The sequence below is a fragment of the Pararhizobium sp. genome, assembly GCF_035497515.1.
In the GTDB taxonomy this organism is placed as follows: Bacteria; Pseudomonadota; Alphaproteobacteria; order Rhizobiales; family Rhizobiaceae; genus Pararhizobium.
In genome coordinates this window covers 71,622-91,022 of record NZ_DATJDJ010000211.1, presented here as the reverse complement: position 1 = coordinate 91,022, position 19,401 = coordinate 71,622, and the positions used below count along the sequence as shown (strand labels likewise).

17 protein-coding genes and 1 tRNA gene are annotated in these 19,401 nt (G+C 61.2%); 11 read left to right on the top strand and 7 right to left on the bottom strand.

Annotation, left to right across the window (positions count from 1 at the left end):
• The first annotated feature begins 17 nt into the window (after nucleotides 1-17).
• From VL202_RS22280 to VL202_RS22270, 3 genes are read left to right on the top strand one after another with little or no spacing between them, the layout of a single operon-like run.
• Nucleotides 18-371 carry a toxin-antitoxin system TumE family protein gene (locus VL202_RS22280; protein WP_325466242.1) on the top strand — a complete coding sequence of 118 codons (354 nt, stop codon included), beginning with the start codon at nucleotides 18-20 and terminating at the stop codon, nucleotides 369-371.
• Nucleotides 368-766: a helix-turn-helix domain-containing protein gene (locus tag VL202_RS22275; protein ID WP_325466241.1), complete on the top strand. Its 399-nt coding sequence runs from the start codon at nucleotides 368-370 to the stop codon at nucleotides 764-766. Before VL202_RS22280 ends, VL202_RS22275 begins: the two co-directional genes overlap by 4 nt.
• The gene (locus tag VL202_RS22270; RefSeq protein ID WP_325466240.1) at nucleotides 763-2,421 is read left to right on the top strand and encodes a recombinase family protein; all 1,659 of its coding nucleotides are present in this window, start codon (nucleotides 763-765) and stop codon (nucleotides 2,419-2,421) included. Before VL202_RS22275 ends, VL202_RS22270 begins: the two co-directional genes overlap by 4 nt.
• On the opposite strand, the gene VL202_RS22265 is transcribed toward VL202_RS22270, so the two are convergent.
• From VL202_RS22265 to xylF, 4 genes are all read right to left on the bottom strand, one after another.
• A tRNA-Arg gene (locus VL202_RS22265) sits at nucleotides 2,392-2,468 on the bottom strand. The two genes, VL202_RS22270 and VL202_RS22265, sit on opposite strands and share 30 nt — an antisense overlap.
• Nucleotides 2,469-2,636: 168 nt before the next feature.
• Complete coding sequence (locus VL202_RS22260) at nucleotides 2,637-3,422, bottom strand: ATP-binding cassette domain-containing protein (protein WP_325466239.1); 786 nt, start codon at nucleotides 3,420-3,422, stop codon at nucleotides 2,637-2,639.
• Nucleotides 3,423-3,435: 13 nt separating this feature from the next.
• Complete coding sequence (locus VL202_RS22255) at nucleotides 3,436-4,749, bottom strand: sugar ABC transporter permease (protein WP_325466238.1); 1,314 nt, start codon at nucleotides 4,747-4,749, stop codon at nucleotides 3,436-3,438.
• Between the two features lie 222 nt (nucleotides 4,750-4,971).
• Entirely contained in the window at nucleotides 4,972-6,012 is a 1,041-nt protein-coding gene (gene xylF / locus VL202_RS22250; protein ID WP_325466237.1) for a D-xylose ABC transporter substrate-binding protein, read from the bottom strand.
• Between the two features lie 229 nt (nucleotides 6,013-6,241).
• Between xylF and VL202_RS22245 the strand changes: the two genes are divergently transcribed.
• A complete protein-coding gene (locus VL202_RS22245) occupies nucleotides 6,242-7,477 on the top strand; it encodes an ROK family transcriptional regulator (RefSeq protein WP_325466236.1) in 1,236 nt (411 codons plus the stop codon).
• 52 nt (nucleotides 7,478-7,529) lie between these two features.
• On the opposite strand, the gene iolG is transcribed toward VL202_RS22245, so the two are convergent.
• A complete protein-coding gene (gene iolG, locus VL202_RS22240) occupies nucleotides 7,530-8,525 on the bottom strand; it encodes an inositol 2-dehydrogenase (RefSeq protein WP_325466235.1) in 996 nt (331 codons plus the stop codon).
• A 382-nt stretch (nucleotides 8,526-8,907) separates the two neighbouring features.
• Between iolG and VL202_RS22235 the strand changes: the two genes are divergently transcribed.
• Nucleotides 8,908-9,135, top strand: a complete 228-nt coding sequence (locus VL202_RS22235) for a hypothetical protein (RefSeq protein ID WP_325466247.1) — start codon at nucleotides 8,908-8,910, stop codon at nucleotides 9,133-9,135.
• A 5-nt stretch (nucleotides 9,136-9,140) separates the two neighbouring features.
• Here the strand turns inward: VL202_RS22235 and VL202_RS22230 are convergent, their stop codons facing one another.
• Both VL202_RS22230 and VL202_RS22225 read right to left on the bottom strand, forming a co-directional pair.
• Entirely contained in the window at nucleotides 9,141-9,611 is a 471-nt protein-coding gene (locus tag VL202_RS22230; protein ID WP_325466234.1) for a hypothetical protein, read from the bottom strand.
• 54 nt (nucleotides 9,612-9,665) lie between these two features.
• Nucleotides 9,666-10,643 carry a LysR family transcriptional regulator gene (locus VL202_RS22225; protein ID WP_325466233.1) on the bottom strand — a complete coding sequence of 326 codons (978 nt, stop codon included), beginning with the start codon at nucleotides 10,641-10,643 and terminating at the stop codon, nucleotides 9,666-9,668.
• 296 nt (nucleotides 10,644-10,939) lie between these two features.
• On the opposite strand from VL202_RS22225, the gene chvE reads away from it, so the two are divergent.
• The 6 genes from chvE to araD all read left to right on the top strand — a co-directional run bounded on the left by chvE (nucleotide 10,940) and on the right by araD (nucleotide 19,399).
• Nucleotides 10,940-12,010, top strand: a complete 1,071-nt coding sequence (gene chvE / locus VL202_RS22220) for a multiple monosaccharide ABC transporter substrate-binding protein (protein ID WP_325466232.1) — start codon at nucleotides 10,940-10,942, stop codon at nucleotides 12,008-12,010.
• Between the two features lie 119 nt (nucleotides 12,011-12,129).
• On the top strand, nucleotides 12,130-13,665 hold the full coding sequence (gene mmsA, locus VL202_RS22215; RefSeq protein WP_325466231.1) for a multiple monosaccharide ABC transporter ATP-binding protein: 1,536 nt from the start codon (nucleotides 12,130-12,132) through the stop codon (nucleotides 13,663-13,665).
• Nucleotides 13,666-13,667: 2 nt separating this feature from the next.
• Nucleotides 13,668-14,867, top strand: a complete 1,200-nt coding sequence (mmsB, locus tag VL202_RS22210) for a multiple monosaccharide ABC transporter permease (protein WP_325466230.1) — start codon at nucleotides 13,668-13,670, stop codon at nucleotides 14,865-14,867.
• Between the two features lie 231 nt (nucleotides 14,868-15,098).
• A complete protein-coding gene (araD1, locus tag VL202_RS22205) occupies nucleotides 15,099-16,091 on the top strand; it encodes an AraD1 family protein (protein ID WP_325466229.1) in 993 nt (330 codons plus the stop codon).
• Between the two features lie 73 nt (nucleotides 16,092-16,164).
• Nucleotides 16,165-17,598: an aldehyde dehydrogenase family protein gene (locus tag VL202_RS22200; protein WP_325466228.1), complete on the top strand. Its 1,434-nt coding sequence runs from the start codon at nucleotides 16,165-16,167 to the stop codon at nucleotides 17,596-17,598.
• 61 nt (nucleotides 17,599-17,659) lie between these two features.
• Complete coding sequence (araD, locus tag VL202_RS22195) at nucleotides 17,660-19,399, top strand: L-arabinonate dehydratase (RefSeq protein ID WP_325466227.1); 1,740 nt, start codon at nucleotides 17,660-17,662, stop codon at nucleotides 19,397-19,399.
• Nucleotides 19,400-19,401 lie beyond the last annotated feature (2 nt).

The following is a 19,401-nucleotide window of genomic DNA, read 5'->3' as shown; positions in this document are numbered from 1 at the left end:
ACTGATAGGAAAAAGACGTGAGCGTGGATCGTGATCCAAGCCTCGACACGCTGCTGGACCTCGACGGACAGATGCTCTTTGTCGATCCCGAGGGCGGCCATTGGGTGAAGTTCGTCGTCACCCGCGTTCCGGCCTCGCCGGAAAAGCCGCACGGCATCGATTACTCGCTCACGCTTCACGGGCCTTCGGGCGAGCGGCTGGTCGGCTTCGATAACGCCCATCCGGTTGGCCGAGGCAGACGCGGCGAGCCGATGGATCACCGGCACCGCCTCCAGACCGTGAGGCTTTACGCCTGGGAGGACGCGGCCACGCTGCTGGCCGACTTCTGGCAGGCGGTGGACGCGGTGTTGAAGGAGCGAGGTGCGCTATGACCACATTGAAAGTCGGGATTGCCGGCTACGAAGAAATGAAGGCCCGCACCATGCGGATCGCGCGCGGCGAAGAAAAGCCCGCGCGCGGCGATCCGAAGGTGTGGTTCACCTCAACCGAATCCTTTGCCAAGGTGCTGTCGGCCGGGAACCGCGAACTGCTGCGCATCATCGCCGAGAAAGGCCCGGAATCCCTTGAGGAACTGGCGGAGCTTACCGGACGGGCCGGCTCCAATCTCTCCCGCACTCTGAAAACGATGGAGAGCTATGGCCTCGTGCGGTTTGAACCGGGTCACGGACGCAAGCTCGCGCCCAAGGTCGTACATGACCGCGTAGAACTGGCCTTGCCCCTGATCGTCCGCGCCGAACCCAAAAAGGCATCGGGAGGCCGTTCATGAACATTCATCGCCCAACCATCACCGCTCGCGCCGCGCTCTATCTGCGCGTTTCGACCGCCCGTCAGGCCGAGCATGATATTTCCATTCCCGATCAGAAACGGCAGGGCGAAGCCTATTGCGAGGCTCGGGGCTTGCAACTGGTCGAGACTTTTGTCGAAGCTGGCGCAACCGCCACCAACGACAAGCGCCCTGAATTCCAACGCATGATCGAGGCGGGCACGTCAAAACCCGCACCCTTCGATATTGTCGTGGTGCATAGCTTCTCGCGTTTCTTCCGTGACCACTTCGAAATGGAATTCTACGTCAGGAAACTGGCGAAGAACGGCGTCAAACTCGTCTCCATCACGCAGGAGATGGGCGACGATCCCATGCACCAGATGATGCGGCAGATCATGGCGCTGTTTGATGAATACCAGTCGAAGGAGAATGCCAAGCACGTCCTGCGGGCCATGAACGAGAATGCGCGACAAGGCTTCTGGAACGGCGCACGTCCGCCCATCGGCTACCGTATCGTTGCGGCCGAGCAGCGGGGATCGAAGATCAAGAAGAAGCTGGAGATCGACCCGCTTCACGCTGACACCGTGCGGCTGATCTATCGCCTGTTCCTTGAAGGTGACGGCACGTCCGGCGCGAAGGGCGTCAAGGCCATCGCTACGTACCTTAACGAGCGCCGTTTCTTCACCCGCGACGGCGGACGCTGGGGACTGGCGCAAATCCACGCCATCCTGACCCGCACCACCTATATTGGCGAGCACAGGTTCAACACGCGCTCGCACAAGGATCGGGAAAAGAAGCCGGAGAGCGAGGTCGCCATCATGGCGGTGCCGCCCCTGATCGAGCGAGAGATTTTCGACGCGGTGCAAGCCCGCCTGAAATCCCGCAATCCCATGGTGACACCAGCGCGTGTTTCGAGCGGCCCCACACTTTTGACCGGCATCTGTTTCTGCGCCAAATGCGGGGGCGCAATGACGCTGCGCACCGGCCGGGGCAGCGCGGGCGCGACATACCGCTACTATACCTGCTCGACCAAGGCGCGGCAGGGCAACACCGGCTGCAAGGGTCGCACGCTCCCGATGGACAAGCTGGACAGTCTTGTCGCCGACCACATCGGGGATCGCTTGCTCCAGCCCAGGCGGCTGGAAACCATCCTCGCCAGCGTCATCGACCGCGGTCAGGAGCGCACGGAGCGTCGCCGCGAACATTTGGCCGAGCTTCACAGGCGAATCACTGACACCGACCAGCGGCTCGGCCGTCTCTATGATGCCATCGAAGCCGGCATGGTGGACAAGGACGACGCCATGGCGAAAGAGCGCATGGCGGGACTCAAGGCGTTACGCGAGCAGGCCACGGATGACGCGGAGCGCACACAGCTCGCGCTCGACAGTTCAGGCAATCAGGCCGTCAGCCCCGATATGCTAAAGGCGTTCGCGCGGAAGGCTCGTGAACGGATACGCCTCAACAGTGGCGGTTATCGCCGCGACCATCTGCGCGCGCTCGCGCAGCGCGTCGAGGTCGCCGACGACGAGGTTCGCATCATGGGATCGAAGTCGGAATTGCTGCGAACGCTGGTCGCCGCTTCAAGCGTAGAAACGGCGGCGTTCGGCGTTCATAGTTCTGTTCTGAAATGGCGCACCCGACTGGATTCGAACCAGTGACCCCTGCCTTCGGAGGGCAGTACTCTATCCAGCTGAGCTACGGGTGCATCCGCGACGGCTAGGCGTCGAAGCAGGCTGTGAGCGGTTCATAGCCTAGGAGAGGCGGCGCTTCAATGGTGAAAGCGTTTCGGGTCAAGGAAATTCCCGAGTTTTCGCGGTGATAAAAAATGCCGCGCTCCGGGAGCGCGGCATCTGGATTTTCGGGCTTGGACCGATCAGGCCGTCTGCATCGCTCCCGGTCCGGGAATCGCCTTGGGCGGCACCTTGCCGAGGATGATCATGCCCAGGACCTCGTCCTTGGTGACGTCTTCGGTGCGGGCGTGGCCGACGACCTGGCCGTTTTTCATCACCGACACGCGGTCGGCAAGGTCGAAGACGTCGTGGATGTCGTGGCTGATCAGGAAGATGCCGATGCCTTCGCGCTTCAACTGCTTGATCAGTTCGCCGACCTGTGCCGTTTCCTGCGGCCCGAGCGCTGCCGTCGGCTCGTCCATGATCAGGATACGGGCGTCGAACAGGATGGCGCGGGCAATCGCCACCGACTGGCGCTGGCCGCCCGAAAGCGCTTTCACCGGCTCCTTGAAGCGTCGGAAGTTCGGGTTGAGCCGTCCCATGACTTCGCGGGCCTTGGCTTCCATCGCCACGTCGTCGAGCGTGCCCCAGGGAGTGCGCAGTTCGCGGCCGAGATAGAGGTTGGCGGCGGCGTCGACATTGTCGGCGACGGCGAGCGTCTGGTAGATCGTCTCGATACCGTAGCCCTTGGCGTCGCGCGGGTTGCTGATGTTGACCGGTTCGCCGTTGATCAGGATTTCGCCGGCGTCGCGCTTGTAGGCGCCCGAGAGAATCTTGATCAGGGTCGATTTGCCGGCGCCGTTATGGCCAAGCAGAGCCACGACTTCTCCCGGATAGAGATCGACCGAGGCATTGTCGACGGCGTGGATACCGCCGAAGGAGATGGAAATGTTCTTCATTTCCACCAGTGGAGTGCGTTTGTCCGTCATTGTTCGAACTCCTCTACTTGGCTCGGCCGCGGTACACGGTGTCCAGCCAGACGGCCATGACCAGTACGATGCCGATGACGATGCTTTGCAGCGGTGTGTCGATGCGCAACAGAACCATGCCCGACTGCAGCGACTGCATGACGATGGCGCCGAGAACCGCACCGGAGATCGTGCCCATGCCGCCGGCAAGCGATGTGCCGCCGATGACTGCGGCTGCGATCGTGTACAGTTCGTCGAGCGTCCCTTGAGCGTTGGTTGCGGCGTTGAGGCGGGCGGTCGAGATCGCCGCGGCGATGGCACAGAGCGCACCCATCAGCGCGAAGATGCGTACCGTCACCCAACGGGTCTTGATGCCGGCGAGTTCCGCTGCTTCCGGATTGCCGCCGATCGCAAAGACGTAGCGGCCGAAGCGGGTGCGGGTGGTGAGAAAGCTCATGGCAATGGCGATGCCGACGGCCATCAGGACCGGGATGGCGATCCCCAGCGGGATTTGCAGTCCGCCTTCCGGCCAGGGAATGTTATGCGCTTCGGCATATTTCTTGGCGAGATTGACCGGCATGTAATAACTGTTGAGCACCCAGACGGTCCCCAGCACCATGATGCAGCCGATCGTCGAGAGAAAATACTCGGCCCATATCGGGCGCAGTGGAAAGCCGAAACGCTTGCGCTGCTTGCGCGAATTGATGATCGTGGCGACGATGATCAGGCAGGCGAGCACGCCGACGATCCAGCTCGCCGTGGCCCCGATCGAGCCTTCCGCGCCGCCGCCCATCAGGCGGAATTTCGTGTCCATCGGGGCGACGGTCGCGCCGCTGATGACCAGGAACGCGCCGGCACGCCAGACAAGCAGGCCGCCGAGGGTGACGATGAAGGCGGGCACGTTGAGAAAGGCGATGATCAATCCCTGAAAGGCGCCGATCGCCGTCCCAAGAATGATGCCCACGGCAAGAGCGATGATCCAGGTGGCCGGATTGTCGAAGCCGATCAGCGGCGGCAGGATCTTGGCTTGCGTGATCGCCATGATCATGCCGACGAAGCCGAGGATCGAGCCGACCGACAGGTCGATATTGCGTGTGACGATGACCAGCACCATGCCGGTCGCCATGACGGAAACCGATGCAGCCTGGACCGTCAGGTTCCACAGGTTGCGCGGCGTCAGGAAAAGGCCGTCGGTGGTGATCTGAAAGCCGATCCAGATGATCAGCAGGGCGCCGATCATGCCGAGAAGGCGTGTATCGATCTCGGTCGCCTGCAGGAAACGCTGCAGGGCAGAGCCTTGCGTCTTCAGCGTGCTGCTGGCGGGTGTGGCAATGGTGGTGTTTGCCATTTCCTGATTACTCCCCCTTTATTGCTGTCTTCTACAGCGCCATGCGCCGGATGCCGCGCCAAGGCTGCTGTCCATATTATCACTGTACCACTGGGCACCATCCTTGGACCAACATGGGTCGAAGGAATGCGCGAGGTCGCGTCCGCGCATCGGAGAAGCGCCGCAACGGTGGCCGTTGCGGCGCTCTTGAAGGGACCCTAGATGCCCATGGTCAGGATCGGATCAGTTGCAGACTGCAACGGTTCCAGCCTTGACGCCCTGGCAGGTTTCTTCCTTGGAGATCCAGCCGGCGTCGATGACGACGTTCAGGTTGTCCTTGGTGATCGGCTGCGGAGCGATGAAGAACGAGTTCATTTCGACGCCCTTCGGGCCGCCGGCGAACTTGACCGTACCTTCGACTGCATCCATCGCGGCGCCGCCAGCCAGAGCGACTGCGATTTCGCCGGCCTTCTTGCCGAGTTCGCGCGAGTCCTTCCAGACCGAAACGGTCTGCGTGCCGAGCGCGACACGGTTGAGGGCAGCCTTGTCGCCGTCCTGGCCCGAAACCGGTACCGAGCCAGCCAGGCCCTGGGCTTCAAGAGCCGCGACCACGCCGCCGGCCATGCCGTCGTTGGACGAAACGACGCCGTCGACTTTGTTGTCGTTGGCGGTCAGGAACTGCTCCATGTTCTTCTGGGCAGCTTCAGGCTTCCAGCCGTCGGTGTAGGCTTCACCGACGTTCTTGATCTTGCCGGCGTCCATGGCTTCCTTCAGCACTTCCAGCTGACCGGAGAAGAGGAAGTCAGCGTTCGGATCGGTCGATGCGCCCTTGATGAAGACATAGTTGCCTTCCGGCTTCACCTTGAACACTTCGCGGGCCTGCATGCGGCCGACTTCCTTGTTGTCGAAGGTGATGTAGTAGGCAGCCGGATTTTCGATCAGGCGGTCATAACCGACGACCGGGATGCCTTCAGCGGCGGCCTTTTCGATGGCCGGGCCGATGGCTTCCGAATCCTGGGCCAGAACGATGATGGCGTTCGCGCCCTGGGCGATCAGCGATTCGATGTCGGTCAGCTGCTTGGCGGCGGATGCCTGTGCGTCAGCGGAGATGTACTTGTCGCCCGATGCTTCGAGTGCTGCCTTGATTGCGGCTTCGTCGGTTTTCCAGCGCTCTTCCTGGAAGTTTGACCAGGAAACGCCGACCACGAGGTCCTTGGCGTGCGCGACGGAATGCAAGGATGCAATGATGGCAACGCCTGCCATCAGTTTCAAAACTGATTTCATGAAGTCCTCCCAAGTGACCGCTGGCCGTCCATGCGAACCTCCCGCACAGCCCCCGGCCAGCCAAATGCTGTCGCAAAAACCGGTAAGAGTTTTTTCTCGACAGTCGAGAAAATAGATGTCAGAGTTTTAGAAGGCTGTCAACAAGGCTTTAAAAAAGCTCTGGTGAGCCGGCAGATGCTTTAGAGGGGCATATGTTCGTGGGAATCTTCGGCGGCAACAGGGATATGCAATGCTGACAAAATCCAGCACCGAATTGGTGCGTCAGCAGAACAGCGCGCTGGTGCTCGCGACGCTCCGACGCCTGGGGTCGCTCTCTCATACCGATATTTCCGAACATACCGGCCTGGCATCAGCCACCGTTTCGGCCATCACCGCGGACCTTGAACGTGTCGGCGTCATCGAGAAGGCGGAGCAGCAAGCGCCGTCCGGCCGTGGCCGCCCGCGCGTGTTTTTCGCCCAGCGCCGCAACAGCGGGTATCTCATAGCCGTGCGCATTTCCTCCGATGCCATTCAGTATTCGCTGGTCGATTATTGTGGACGGCTGATCGACCGTTTCGAAGAACCGCGCAATCACGGTCTTGTCGGAACACGCCATTTCGCCGCCGGTTTCCTCGATGCGCTCGATCGGCTCGTTCAACGCTCGCGGCTGGAGCGCTCGCAGGTTCTTGCTGTGTCGATCAGCAGCAAGGGGACAGTCGATCCGGCTGGCAAGCGGCTCCTGTGGTCGCCGGTCCTGGGGGGAGAACAGATCGATTTCGCTGCCCTTCTGGAGCAGGAATGGCGCGCCAAGGTGACCCTGAACAACGAAACATTGCTCGTTGCCCAGGCTCTCGGCATGAAGGCGGATGCCAGCCAGAACGGCGGTTTCCGGGCGCTGGCGGCGTTGTCGCTGGGCCATAGCATCGGGCTTGGCGTCGCGCGCAAGGACAGGTTCGGGGAGTTGGAAGTCACCGCACCGAATTTCGGCCATATGCTGCATGCGGCCAATGGCTGCCTGTGCCGATGTGGCTCCTTCGGCTGTATCGAGGCATCCGCCGGGTTCTATGGAATCCTGCGCACCGCCTTCGAGGTGCCGCCGGACACGATCCCGGCAAAGTTCGTGCCACTTGCCGAAATGGACAAGATCGCAACGAGTGCCCGCCAGGGAAACCGCATGGCGGGTTATGCCTTCCGGCAGGCGGGTATCGCACTCGGCAATGGCCTGTCCCGGCTGCTCAGTCTTTACGATCGCATGCCGATATCCATCACCGGACCGGGGACACGCTATTTCGATCTCCTGCAGCGAGGGATCGATGAGGGGCTGGAGCAGTCGCACGAGGTTCGCCTGCAGGGGCGTCCGGAGATTTCGGTGATTTTCGACGAGCAAAGGCTGGTCTTTGATGGACACCTCGACAGGGCGCTGACCGACATGGACCACGACATTGCCGCGTTCCGGCCAGTTCCGATAGCCAGTGATATCGCCTGACAAACAGAAAGGCCGGGCAAACCCGGCCTTTCTACAGATGTTCCAGTTTAGACTACGCTTCGATACGGATCTGGCGCTTTTCGGTGACGGATTTGACGGCCGCATCGGCGAGCACGAGTGCCGCGAGGCCATCGGCACCGGAGGGCGAGATCTTCGTGCCTTTTTCGATCGAGGAGATGAAGCCGGCGATTTCGTTGGCATAGGCTTCGGTGTAGCGGGTCATGAAAAAGTCGTGCAGTGGCGGGCGGGTATAGCCGTCGCCATTGGCGATCTCGATCGAGACGGCGCGCTGGTTTTCGGCCGAGACGACGCCCTTCGAGCCGTGTACTTCGATGCGCTGGTCGTAGCCATAGGTGGCGCGGCGCGAGTTCGAGATGATCGCCTGCTTGCCGGACGCGGTTTCGAGAATGACGGAAACGCTGTCATAGTCGCCGGCCTTGCCGATTTCCGGATCGACGAGAACGGCGGCGTGCGCGGTGACGATGACCGGTTCTTCGCCGAGCAGGAAGCGGGCCATGTCGAAGTCGTGGATCGTCATGTCGCGGAAGATACCGCCCGACCGCTTGATATAGTCGACCGGCGGAGCGCCGGGGTCGCGCGAGATGATGGTGACCATTTCGACATCACCGATCTTGCCTTCGTCGATCGCCTTGCGCACCGCCATGAAATGCGGGTCGAAGCGGCGGTTGAAGCCGACCATCAGCTTGCCCTTGGTTTCCTCGACAACCTTCATGCAGTCGCGCACGCGGCCGACATTGAGATCAACAGGCTTTTCGCAGAAGATCGCCTTGCCGGCGCGGGCGAAACGCTCGATCAGGTCGGCATGGGTGTCGGTCGGGGTGCAGATGACGACCGCGTCGATATCGCTGGCCTTTTCGATCGCTTCGATCGTGCGGACGTCGCAGCCATATTGCCTGGCGATCGCGTCGGCCGCGTCCGGAAACGCATCCGCCACGGCGACGAGCACCGCGTCCGGATTACCGCTGACGGCCTTGGCGTGAACCTTGCCGATGCGGCCGGCGCCGAGAAGACCAAATCTGACAGTCATGTAACATCTCTTTTTGTCGAGCGGCGGGTTGCCGCGAAGGGACGGCGTGATGACGCTCACTCCGGACAGGCGTTGTGGGGTAGAGGTTGCGATGGTTGCGTTTCAGGGTCGTCTTGGGCGCCTGACAAGTCAGCAGGCTTAATGGTCTCTCTCCCGGTCCATTCCATTCAATGCACATCCGTGGACTCCTGTCCCGCAACGGATGTAAACCGGAATGAAAAATAGATATATGTTATTTTCGGAATATTTATTCCGTTCAGAATGTCTCCGTCAAGCCGTTAAAGGTTTCGTCCCCTTGCGGCGGGCATCTTTTTGGACATAAAGCTGTTGCCCTGACGCCGGGCCGTGACGGTCCGGCTTATACCGAGGATATTTCTGCATGATGATGAAGTTCATTGACCCGGACCACCCGTTCTACCGGCCACTCTGGGTTCGGCTTCTGATCGTCATCTCGTGCTCGGCCTGGACGGCGGTGGAATTCTACAACGGCGAGAACACCTGGGGCATGATCTTTCTCGCGGTCTCGACCTATACGGCCTGCGTCCTGATTATTTTCTTCAAGCCCAAGACGGAAACGATCGAAGAGGCAAAGCCCGACGATCCGACCTGAGGGGATCAGGCGACGCGGGCGATTCGCAGCCGCCTCTGCGCCTCGTCGATCAGCATATTGGCGATCTTCATGCGGATGGTGGCATTGGCGCGGAAATCCGGATGATGGCGATCGGGATGGTTGCCGGCCGCAAAGGTCCGGCGTTTTTCGGCGAGGCTCTGCTGGCTCTCGGTTTCCGTCATGCCCAAATCGGCGGCGATCTCCTCGGGACGAACGCGCTTGAGATGGTCCGGCATGACGGGAGCGGGCAGGGGCTTCGGCGGCGCCAGCATGTCGTCGCCCGCCATGTCGAAATAGGCACGCTGGACCGCGCCGCTGTCCGCCAGTCCCGCCGATGATGCGACATTGCCGACGAAGCCGGCATTGAGGCCTCGAATGGAAAGGGCAGAGGATTGTTCCTCGCGGATTTCGGCTTCCGCGTCTTCTTCCGTTTTCAATCGCTCCAGCACCGACTGGAATACCGACATTCCGAACATGGCCGCCTCCGTTTCGGGCAAAAGTTTGAGCATATCAAGGTTTTGCGGGCCTGATCATGCCGTGCTCTGTTTCAGGATGAGGTCATAGAGCAGCTTGGCGCTGGGCGGCAGGGCGCGGCCGCGGGCGGTGATCAGGCTGTAAGGCCGGATCTTGATGTTGACGTCGGTCGGGAGGATGCGGATTTCTCCCGCCTGGCTGCCATTGCTGGCGATCAGGTTGGCGACGTCTCTGGCGACCGGCGCGATCGCATTGGTGTTGCGGACGATGGAAATGGTCAGGATGATCGACGACGTGTTGATGATCGTGGCGGGCAGGGGCGTGCCGGCCGACAGGAAGCTGTCTTCGACCGCGCGCCGCAGCAGGGTTCCGGATGGCTGGAAAACCCAGTCGTAACCCGGCAGGTCGGCGGGGTTGACGATGCCTTTCTCCAGAAGGGGATGCCCCTCGCGCACGATCAGGCAGACGTCTTCTTCGCCGATCTCGATCAGGTTGAACTGCCGTGGATCCATGTCGTCGGGAATGCGGCCGATAACGAAGTCGTGCCGTGCCGACAGCAGTTCACGCACCAGCACATTGCTGTTCTCGATCTGAATGCTGATCTCGATTCCGGGATAGGCGGTCGATACCTGGCGGATGGCCGGCACGGCCAGATTGACGGCTGGTCCGGTGACTGATCCCAGCGACACGGAGCCGCCGCTTCCGGTCCTCAACTCGTTGATTTCACGTGCGGTTTCGCGCAACTCCAGAAAGACTGTGCGAGCCCTTCGGGCAAGTGCCCTGCCGTACTGCGTCAGTTCGACGCCGCGCGCGATACGGGCACAGAGCGGTGCCTTCAGGATAGCTTCGACTTCGCCCAGCATGCGCGAGGCGGCCGGTTGCGAAATGCTCAGCGCATCGGCTGCCGCACTGATCTGACCATGGTCCTCGATGGCGAGAATCAGCTGGAGGTGACTCATTTTTAAGCCTGATCGAAAGATCCCGCGTTCGGAATAATCCACTGGCACGGATGAGAGTAGCGCCGGATGGTCCATATTTTACCCGCCTTCCGAGAAAAATCAGATTTTTTCGTGAAAAAATCACACTGTTATCTACTATTATATCAAAAATGTTATGCGGATACACCTATATTGTATTTGACAGTTATGATGTTTGATTCCAGTTTGCAGCCATGTGCGCCAGCGTGCTCAGGAGCGTGTAAGGCCTGGGAGGGCTTTCTTTCACCCCTTAAACCTCCGCCATGGATCGTTTCGGTCTCGTGGTTACGCGAAGCGCTGCACATATCCAGACGAGCCGATGCTGGTCTGGATCAACACTCAGGGAGAGATACATGAAATTGATTACTTCACTTCTCGCCGCCGCAGCGCTCAGCGTGGCGTCGTTCGTCGTTCCGGCGCTCGCTCAGGACAAGGGCACCGTTGGCATCTCGATGCCGACCAAGACCTCGACCCGCTGGATCTCCGACGGCGAAACCATGGAAAAGCTGTTCAAGGAAGCCGGCTACACCCCGGACCTGCAGTTTGCTGACGACGACATTCCGAACCAGCTCGCCCAGATCGAAAACATGGTCACCAAGGGTGCCAAGGTTCTCATCATCGGCGCCATCGACGGCACGACGCTGTCCGACATCCTGGCAAAGGCCCACGAAGCTGGCGTCAAGGTCATCGCCTACGACCGTCTGATCCGCGATTCCGGCAATGTCGATTACTACGCGACGTTCGACAACTTCCAGGTCGGCGTTCTGCAGGCAACCAGCCTGGTTGACGGCCTGAAGAAGAACTTCGCCGGCGTGAAGCCCTGGAACGTTGAACTCTTCGGCGGCTCGCCGGACGATAACAACGCCTTCTTCTTCTACGACGGCGCAATGTCGGTTCTGCAGCCGCTCATCGACAGCGGCGACATCGTCGTGAAGTCCGGCCAGCAGGGCATGGACCAGGTCGGTACGCTGCGTTGGGACGGTGCCGTTGCTCAGGCCCGCATGGAAAACCTGCTCTCCTCGACCTACACGGACGCACAGGTTAACGGCGTTCTGTCGCCCTACGACGGCCTCTCCATCGGCATTCTCTCGGCTCTGAAGGGCGTCGGCTACGGCTCGGGCGACCTGAAGACCCCGGTTGTCACCGGTCAGGACGCCGAACTGCCGTCCGTCAAGTCGATCCTGGCTGACGAACAGTACTCGACCGTCTTCAAGGACACCCGCGAACTGGCCAAGGTTGCCGTCACCATGACGGACGCCATCCTCGGCGGCAAGGAGCCGGAAGTGAACGACACCAAGACCTACGACAACGGTGTCAAGGTTGTTCCGTCCTACCTCCTGAAGCCGGTTGCCGTTGACAAGACCAACGCCAAGGACATCCTGGTCGGCGCCGGTTACTACACGGAAGACCAGATCAACAACTGATCCCGTCTTTTCCAACCCGGGTCCGCGATTCGTCGCGGACCTTTTTATCTTGATGAGAGCAATGTATAGACGGTTCGTCTCGCCTCATCATCCACGGACTGCCGCAGGAATACCCGACCATGGACAATATCATTCTCGAAATGCGGGGCATCACCAAGACGTTCCCGGGTGTCAAGGCGCTCGACAACGTCAACCTCAAGGTCCGCGAAGGTGAGATTCACGCGCTTGTCGGCGAAAATGGTGCCGGCAAGTCAACGCTGATGAAGGTTTTGAGCGGTGTTTATCCCGCCGGAAGCTATGACGGCGACATTCATTACGACAACGAGGTTCGCCACTTCTCGACGATTTCCGACAGCGAACATCTCGGGATCATCATCATTCACCAGGAACTGGCGCTCGTGCCGCTGCTCTCGATCGCGGAAAACATCTTCCTCGGCAATGAAGTCGCCACCAAGGGCGTCATCGACTGGAAACACACCTTCTCGCGCACCAAGGAGCTGCTGCAGAAGGTGGGACTGAAGGAGCCGCCGACGGCGCGGATCACCGACATCGGGATCGGCAAGCAGCAGCTGGTGGAAATCGCCAAGGCGCTGTCGAAGAAGGTGCGCCTGCTGATCCTCGACGAGCCGACCGCCTCGCTCAACGAAACCGATTCCGACGCGCTCCTGAAGCTGCTGATGGAATTCCGCAAGCAGGGCATGACCTCGATCATCATTTCGCACAAGCTGAACGAGATCAAGAAGGTCGCCGACAAGATCACCATCCTGCGCGATGGCGGCACCGTCGAAACGCTTGACTGTCACAACGAGGATATCAGCGAAGACCGCATCATCAAGGGCATGGTCGGTCGCGACATGGAAGACCGCTATCCGCCGCGTGACCCGAAGATCGGCGGCACGCTCCTGGAAGTGAAGAACTGGAACGTCTTCCACCAGCATCACCGCGACCGCCAGTTCCTGCATGACATCAATTTCACCGTGCGGGCCGGCGAAGTCGTCGGTATCGCCGGCCTGATGGGCGCAGGCCGAACCGAGACCGCGATGAGCGTTTTCGGCAAGTCCTGGGGCCACAGGATCACTGGCGACGTGTTCATGCACGGCAAGCAGGTCGATGTCAGCACCATTCCGCGCGCCATCGATGCCGGTCTTGCCTATGTGACCGAAGACCGCAAGCATCTCGGCCTCGTGCTGAGCAACAACATCATGCACAACACGACGCTGTCGAACCTCGAAGCGGTGTCATCGACCGGCGTCATCGACGATCGCAAGGAGCGGACGGTTGCGACCGATTACCGGACGAAGCTGCGCATCCGGTCGCACTCGATCTATCAGGAAGCCGTCAATCTATCCGGCGGCAACCAGCAGAAGGTCGTGCTGTCCAAGTGGCTGTTCACCAATCCCGAGGTCCTGATCCTCGACGAGCCGACGCGCGGTATCGACGTCGGCGCGAAATATGAAATCTACACCATCATCAACCAGCTTGCTGCAGAGGGCAAAGGCATTCTCATGATCTCGTCGGAGATGCCCGAACTTCTCGGAACCTGCGACCGAATCTACGTCATGAACGAGGGATGCATCGTGGCCGAGCTTTCCAGGGCTGAAGCCAGCCAGGAGTCAATCATGCGCGCCATCATGCGTTCCGGGGAGAAACACTAATCATGGTCACCGAAACCAAAACCACCCAGTCTGTCGGCGAATATCTGCGCGCCAATATCCGTGAATACGGCCTGCTCGTCGCCCTCGTCGTCATCATGGTGTTCTTCCAGATCGTGACCGGAGGCGTCTTGTTCCGCCCCGTCAACATCACCAACCTGATCCTGCAGAACTCGTTCATCGTCATCATGGCGCTGGGTATGCTGCTGATCATCGTCGCCGGACATATCGACCTGTCTGTCGGATCGATCGTCGCTCTGACCGGCGGTCTATCGGCGATCATGCTGGTGAAGATGGGCATTCATTATTCGCTGGTCGTGCCCATGTGTCTCATCCTTGGCGGCGTGATCGGCGCGGCGCAGGGTTACTGGATCGCCTACCAGAAGATTCCGGCCTTCATCGTCACGCTCGCCGGCATGCTCGTCTTCCGCGGCCTCACCTATCTCGTTTTGCAGAACCGCCCGATAGGCCCGTTCCCGAAAGAATTCCAGATCCTTTCCACCGGTTTCGTGCCTGATATCCTGTGGTTCCTGAACCCGGCTCCTGGCCTGATCACCAACATGTTTGCCTTGGTCGCCGTCCTGGCGCTGGTTGCTCTCGCCATCTATTTCGGCCTGCGCGATCGCGCGGAGAACGACAAGCATGGCACGGAGAATGAGCCCTTCGCCTTCTTCGCGGCCCAGATGGCCATCATTGCCGTGGTCGCGATCTTCCTTGGCTTCCAGTTGTCGACCTATCGCGGCCTGCCCAACGTCCTCGTTGTCATGGCCATCCTGATCGCGCTCTATACGTTCGTCACCACCCGCTCGACCATCGGTCGCCGCATCTATGCGATGGGCGGCAACGAGAAGGCGGCCAAGCTGTCGGGTATCAACACCGAGCGCCTGACCTTCTACACCTTCGTCAACATGGGCGTTCTTGCGGCTCTTGCCGGCATGATCATCGCGGCCCGGCTCAACTCGGCAACGCCCAAGGCAGGCGTCGGCTTCGAACTCGACGTCATCGCGGCCTGCTTCATCGGCGGCGCTTCGGCGTCCGGCGGCGTCGGCAAGATCACCGGTGCGGTCATCGGCGCCTTCATCATGGGCGTCATGAACAACGGCATGTCGATCATGGGCCTCGGCATCGACTACCAGCAGCTCGTCAAGGGCCTGGTGCTGCTCGCTGCCGTGTTCTTCGACGTCTACAACAAGAACAAGGGCTGATCGGTTCCGATCCGTCCCGCGTCGCCGGCATCCGCCGGCGCGCAAATTGAGGACCGGGGCGCGTCTGCGTTCATATCGAAGCGATGACGCCCCGGCCCGCGCATTCATGATGAGACGGTGGCGTGCCACCATGTGTGGGAGCGCCTGCAGTGTCTCCCAAGGGGTTGTCGTTGCCGAAAGCCTGCCGCTTGACGCCAACCGGACAGCCCGGATTTAGAAAAGGACAAAGCTGTGCTGATTTCCCAGGTGAAGAACAATGACGGCTCGATCACGGTTGCCGTTCGCGAATTGGGTGAGGCCGCCCGCGCCGTGAAGGGCGCGGCCAGCGTCTACGCGCTGGCGATGGAAGCGGCGAATTCGGGCAAGAGCCTGAAGGCTGTCGTTGACGCGCATGGCCTCGGCGAGGAGATCGATCTCCAGGACGTCTACGCCAAGGGCAATTTCCTGCCGCCGATCACGCATCCGGACGCTGCCCACCTTCACCTGACCGGCACGGGCCTCACGCATCTTGGCTCCGCCTCCACCCGCGACGCCATGCATGCCGCCGTCTCCAAGGTCGAGGAAGGCGCCACGGACACGATGAAGATGTTCAAGATGGGCCTCGAAGGCGGCAAGCCGAAGCCCGGCGAAAAGGGCGTCCAGCCGGAATGGTTCTACAAGGGCAATGGCAGCCAGGCCGTCGCGCCGGGCGCCGACCTCGTTTCTCCATCCTTTGCGCAGGACGGTGGCGAAGAGCCTGAAATGGCCGGCATCTACATCATTTCGGACAAGGGTGCGGCTTTTCGCATCGGCTTTGCCGTCGCCAACGAGTTTTCCGACCACGTCACCGAGCGGGTGAACTATCTCTACCTCGCGCATTCGAAGCTGCGTCCGGCAAGCTTTGGCCCGGAAATCCGCGTCGGCGAACCGCCTGCCGATATTCGCGGCGCGTCGCGCATCATCCGTGATGGCGCGGTCTTCTGGGAAAAGCCGTTCCTGTCGGGCGAGGCGAACATGTCCCATACTTTCGCCAACCTGGAATATCATCATTTCAAATACGGAATTTTCCGTGCACCGGGCGATGTGCATGTCCATATGTTCGGGACGGCGACGCTATCGTTCGGCGACGGCATCAAGACGCAGGCCGGCGATATCTTCGAAATCGAGGCTTCCGATTTCGGCCTGCCGTTGCGCAACACGCTGGCGCTTGCCGGCGAAGACGAGATCGTGATCGGCCAGCTCTGAGCGGCCGTTTTTGACAGGGCGCGTGCTGCTCTCGAGGGCACGCGCGGACAGAAACCAAGGAGGCCTTGAGCCCATGACACTTCATCATAACCTGATCGCCGGCGAATGGGTCGGCAGCAACGGTGTAGAGAACATCAACCCGTCGAACACCAACGAGGTGGTCGGTCTCTACGCCACGGCCAGCGCCGACGACGCCAAGACCGCGATCGCGGCCGCCAAGGCTGCCTTCCCGGCCTGGTCACGCTCGGGCATCCTCGAGCGCCATGCAATCCTGAAGAAGACATCGGACGAAATTCTCGCCCGCAAGGACGAACTCGGCCGCCTGCTGGCCCGCGAAGAAGGCAAGACCCTGCCGGAAGCCATCGGCGAAACCATCCGCGCCGCCCAGATCTTCGATTTCTTCGCAGGCGAGGCGCTGCGTCTTGCCGGCGAAGTCCTGCCGTCCGTGCGCCCGAACATCGGCGTCGAGATCACCCGAGAGCCGATCGGCGTCATCGGCATCATCACGCCGTGGAACTTCCCGATCGCCATTCCCGCCTGGAAGATCGCGCCTGCGCTTTGCTACGGCAACACGATCGTCTTCAAGCCGGCCGAACTGGTGCCGGGCTGCTCCTGGGCGATCGTCGACATCCTGCACCGCGCCGGCCTGCCGAAGGGCGTCTTGAACCTCGTCATGGGCAAGGGCTCGGTCGTGGGGCAAGCCATGCTCGAAAGCCCGGATCTTGCCGGCATCACGTTCACCGGTTCGACCGGCACGGGCAAGCGGGTCGCAGCCGCCTCCATCGAGCATAACCGCAAGTTCCAGCTGGAAATGGGCGGCAAGAATCCGATGGTCGTTCTCGACGATGCCGACCTGACGGTTGCTGTCGAAGCGGCCGCCAATTCCGGCTTCTTCTCGACCGGCCAGCGCTGCACCGCGTCCTCGCGCCTGATCGTTACCGAAGGCATCCACGACAGGTTCGTGGCGGCGCTGACCGAGAAGCTGAAAACGCTGGTGGTCGATGATCCGCTGAAGGCCGGCACCCATATCGGCCCGGTCGTCGACGAGCGCCAGCTGGCGACCGACACCGACTATATCGCCATCGGCCGCCAGGAAGGCGCCAAGCTCGCCTTCGGCGGCGAAACGATCAAGCGCGACAATCCCGGTTTCTTCCTGCAGCCGACGCTGTTTACCGAAGCCACCAACCAGATGCGCATCAGCCGCGAGGAAATCTTCGGCCCGGTCGCATCGGTGATCCGGGTGAAGGATTACGAAGAGGCGCTGGCCGTTGCCAACGACACGCCGTTCGGCCTGGCGGCCGGCATCGCGACGACGAGCCTGAAGCATGCGACGCACTTCAAGCGCAATTCGGAAGCCGGCATGGTGATGGTCAACCTGCCGACCGCCGGCGTCGATTTCCACGTCCCGTTCGGCGGCCGCAAGGCTTCCTCCTTCGGCTCGCGCGAGCAGGGCAAATATGCGGCCGAGTTCTTCACAGTGGTCAAGACAGCCTACACGCGGGCGTAAGTTTTCCGGTCGGATCGGTCACGGCGGCCGATCCGGTCCGGTTGTTCAGAGGACAAGGACAATGCATAAAAAAGCGGAATGGCCGCGCAGACTGAGGTCGCAGGAATGGTACGGCGGCACGAGCCGTGACGTCATCTATCACCGCGGCTGGATGAAGAACCAGGGATATCCGCACGACTTGTTCGACGGACGCCCGGTCATCGGCATTCTCAACACCTGGTCGGATATGACGCCCTGCAACGGCCATCTGCGTGAGCTGGCTGAAAAGGTGAAGGCCGGCATCTGGGAAGCCGGCGGCTTCCCGATGGAAGTGCCGGTATTCTCGGCTTCCGAAAACACATTCCGCCCGACCGCGATGATGTACCGCAACCTTGCGGCGCTCTCGATCGAGGAAGCGATCCGCGGCCAGCCGATGGACGGCTGCGTGCTGATGGTCGGTTGCGACAAGACCACGCCGTCGCTGATCATGGCGGCGGCTTCTGTTGACCTGCCGTCGATCGTCGTCACCGGTGGCCCTATGCTGAACGGCTATTTCCGCGGCGAGCGCGTCGGCTCAGGCACGCATCTGTGGAAATTCTCCGAAATGGTGAAGGCCGGCGAAATGACGCAGGACGAGTTCCTTGAGGCGGAAGCCTCGATGAGCCGCTCCTCGGGCACCTGCAACACGATGGGCACTGCGTCCACCATGGCCTCCATGGCCGAAGCGCTCGGCATGGCCCTGTCCGGCAATGCCGCCATTCCCGGCGTCGACAGCCGCCGCAAGGTCATGGCGCAAATCACTGGCCGCCGGATCGTGCAGATGGTCAAGGACGACCTGAAGCCCTCCGACATCATGACCAAGCAGGCTTTCGAGAACGCCATCCGTACCAATGCGGCGATCGGCGGATCGACCAATGCCGTCATCCATCTGCTCGCCATGGCTGGCCGCGTCGGCATCGACCTGACGCTTGACGATTGGGACCGCTGTGGTCGCGATGTGCCGACGATCGTCAACCTGATGCCATCGGGCAAATACCTGATGGAAGAATTCTTCTATGCCGGCGGTCTGCCGGTCGTGCTGAAGCGTCTCGGCGAGGCCGGCCTCCTGCACAAGGATGCGCTCACGGTGTCCGGCGAGACCGTCTGGGATGAGGTCAAGAACGTCGTCAACTGGAACGAGGACGTCATCCTGCCGGCGGAAAAGGCGCTGACCCAGTCGGGCGGCATCGTCGTCGTGCGTGGCAACCTGGCGCCGAAGGGCGCGGTGCTGAAGCCGTCGGCCGCTTCGCCGCATCTTCTCACCCATCGCGGCCGCGCCGTGGTGTTCGAGGACATCGACGACTACAAGGCCAAGATCAACGACGACGATCTCGATATCGACGAGACCTGCGTCATGGTCATGAAGAACTGTGGTCCGAAGGGGTATCCCGGCATGGCCGAGGTCGGCAATATGGGCCTGCCGCCGAAGGTGCTGAAAAAGGGCATCACCGACATGGTGCGCATCTCCGATGCCCGCATGTCCGGCACTGCCTACGGCACCGTCGTGCTGCACACCTCGCCGGAAGCAGCCGTCGGCGGTCCGCTCGCCGTCGTCAAGAATGGCGACATGATCGAACTGGATGTGCCAAATCGTCGCCTGCATGTCGACATTTCTGACGAGGAAATGGCGCGTCGCCTGGCCGAGTGGAAGCCAAGCCACGAATTGGCGGCCTCCGGCTACGCCTGGCTGCACCAGCAGCACGTCCAGGGTGCCGACACCGGCGCCGACCTCGACTTCCTCAAGGGGTGCCGCGGTAGCGCTGTCGGCAAGGACAGCCACTGATC